The organism is Caballeronia sp. LZ003 (assembly GCF_031451465.1).
Taxonomy (GTDB): Bacteria; Pseudomonadota; Gammaproteobacteria; order Burkholderiales; family Burkholderiaceae; genus Caballeronia.
Window position 1 is genome coordinate 1 of record NZ_JARUXJ010000020.1, and the last position, 2,155, is coordinate 2,155.

Annotated in this window: 4 protein-coding genes and 1 pseudogene; 1 reads left to right on the plus strand and 4 read right to left on the minus strand. The window is 56.3% G+C overall.

The window, feature by feature from the left end:
* On the plus strand, positions 1 to 331 hold a 331-nt coding region (locus QCE79_RS32455), incomplete at its 5' end, for a DUF2382 domain-containing protein (protein WP_309851415.1).
* An 89-nt stretch (positions 332 to 420) separates the two neighbouring features.
* Here QCE79_RS32455 and QCE79_RS32460 read toward each other — a convergent pair.
* The 4 genes and pseudogenes from QCE79_RS32460 to QCE79_RS32475 form a co-directional block, all read right to left on the minus strand.
* Positions 421 to 720, minus strand: a complete 300-nt coding sequence (locus tag QCE79_RS32460; RefSeq protein ID WP_309851418.1) for a hypothetical protein — start codon at positions 718 to 720, stop codon at positions 421 to 423.
* On the minus strand, positions 717 to 1,091 hold the full coding sequence (locus QCE79_RS32465) for a phage holin family protein (RefSeq protein WP_309851421.1): 375 nt from the start codon (positions 1,089 to 1,091) through the stop codon (positions 717 to 719). Before QCE79_RS32465 ends, QCE79_RS32460 begins: the two co-directional genes overlap by 4 nt.
* Positions 1,092 to 1,164: 73 nt before the next feature.
* Positions 1,165 to 1,473, minus strand: coding sequence for a CsbD family protein (locus QCE79_RS32470; RefSeq protein ID WP_309851424.1), 309 nt, complete (start codon positions 1,471 to 1,473; stop codon positions 1,165 to 1,167).
* A 227-nt stretch (positions 1,474 to 1,700) separates the two neighbouring features.
* Positions 1,701 to 2,155 (minus strand): annotated as a pseudogene (locus QCE79_RS32475) (D-lactate dehydrogenase); the annotation flags it as partial.

A 2,155-nucleotide genomic window follows, 5' to 3' on the forward strand; every position in this document is an offset into this window, starting at 1 on the left:
ACGAGTGTACTCACGGCTGACGGAGACGCCAGTCAGTGAGTCCGTATCGCTTCACGAAGAGCACGCAAGCATTGAACGGCGGGCGGTCGATCGGCCTGCGACTGCAGCAGACTTGAAGGAAGGGTTTGTCGAGATCAAGGAAACAGCGGAACAGCCGGTCGTTGCGAAGACCGCGCGCGTGGTCGAGGAAGTGGTTGTCGGTAAAGAGGCATCAAATCGAACCGAGACCGTCAACGACACGGTGCGTGGGACTGAGGTAGAGGTCGAACGAACCGCGGGCCTTGAAGGCACGTCGACGACTACCTCTGATACCAAGAAAAAACCGCTTTAACCTTGATAAGCCGGCTTGCTTCGTCCTGCACAGGCAGCCGGCCGACAACTCAATGCTCGCTGGCGCACACTTACGACGCATATTCCGTCTTAACGACGGAACATGTTCCTTAACGAGTGTGTCATCCAAGGAATGAGTATTCGGCCAAACAACGATTTCACCACGTGCTTCGGCCCCAGGACAACGGTTGCGACCAAGACGACAGAAATCAGCTGCGCATACGGCCACTGAAGAATCACCGGCCCCTGTTGAACTGGACGTGCGCGCTCGCCGCGCCGGGCTTCGGCAATCGACGAGCTGATATGGTTGGCCGCGATCAATTCGGCGCGTGTCGCGGCCATTCGGACGAGGACCGTCTGTTGAGAGGTGCTAACGTCGTTTGCGCTCACTTCATCGACTCCCTAACAGCCGCGATATCAGCTTGCATTTCGGACCGAAGCGACCTAAATGGCGTTGTTGGTTTTTGTTTCCGCATCACGAGAAATGCGGCGATTGAAACGACCAGCCAAAGACCGGCGATTCCCCAAACCGAAGGAAGAAAGTAGGCTGTCTGCCAAGCGGTTGCGATAATTGCGAAACAAAGGAATGACAGCGTGAACAAGATTCCTATCGCAAGCGTTACCATTGCGATGAGCTCACGCATAACCTTGGCTTTGGCCTGTTGAAGTTCGCTGAGAAACAGCTCGCTGTAGTCCGCCACCCTCGCTGTACAGAACTGACCGACGTTGCGCCAACGCGTGATTTTAGAGTGGATCGACATATGGTTTCGCCCCTGTTCGGTGGCAAGGGGATGACGCCTTGCCGCCGCGCTGCTTGATGACTTTTATAAAGGATCAGTAGTTATCTTCGTCCCCGCGATATCTTGCCGTGTTGCGGCGGGGCGGCGCCGAGTTTGCACTTGCCCAAAGCGCGCCCAATAAGAACCCTAGGCCGCCCACGATCGCAAGCGCGGTGAACGGGTTATCAGTTGTCTTATCGCGCACAATGTCGGCGGTGTCGGCGTACAGTTGTTGTGCCTTGCCGCCGAGTTCTTTCGCTTTCCCGGCGACCTGTGTTCCCGCGTCGCCCATTACTGAACCAACCGCATCCTGCACCTTACCGGAAATCTGCTGAACCGTTCCTTCCGCCTTATTCGTTTCCATGTTTCCTCCGCTAGTTAAAAGCATGCAGCGAGCCTTACGTCAGTGTCTCCCAGTCAGATCCTGCCTTATGCGGCTAAGTGTTCAGTAAGCCGGGCACGTTCGCACAGGTGCAAGTTGTGTACCCACAAAGCTTTTCTTTGGCCTGGCCTCGCTTCCGCGCGAGTTCTCAAGGAGTGGTGAAGCGGCTATCCATCGCACCCTTGTGATTGATGCGCCAACCACGCGACTTACACGACCGCTTCCGCTTCGTCGCCGCGATGCGCCGGGAATTTGGAAGTTTTGCCGATGCCCGGATTGAAGCAGTTGCACGGATCGAGCTTCTTATAGAAATCCGCAAGTGCGGGCTTAGCTTCGTACAAGTGCCCCACGTTGAGTTCAGCAGGATGTTCGGTACCGCGGACATCTGCCAACTCGAGCATCTCGTGTTCGAGCGCCACGCAGTCGTGACCCTTCGCGACGATATAGTCCAGGTGAAACGCATGACATAGAAAGTGTCCGTAACACAGCTTGAGCATCACGGCCTGTTCGATTCCCCCCGGCAAGCGCTCGAACCAGTTACGGTCGTCGCGTCGAAGCACAATACCCAGCGCGACGATATGTTCTACTTCACGGTAATGCACTGCGAGGTAACGCACCGCCGCGCTGGCCGCAGCGAACCGATGCAGAAACGCCTTGCGGCCTT

Coding starts and splice junctions, on each gene's coding strand:
- QCE79_RS32465 (WP_309851421.1), bottom strand. CDS start 1,091: ATGTCGATCCACTCTAAAATCACGCGTTGGCGCAACGTCGGTCAGTTC.
- QCE79_RS32470 (WP_309851424.1), bottom strand. CDS start 1,473: ATGGAAACGAATAAGGCGGAAGGAACGGTTCAGCAGATTTCCGGTAAG.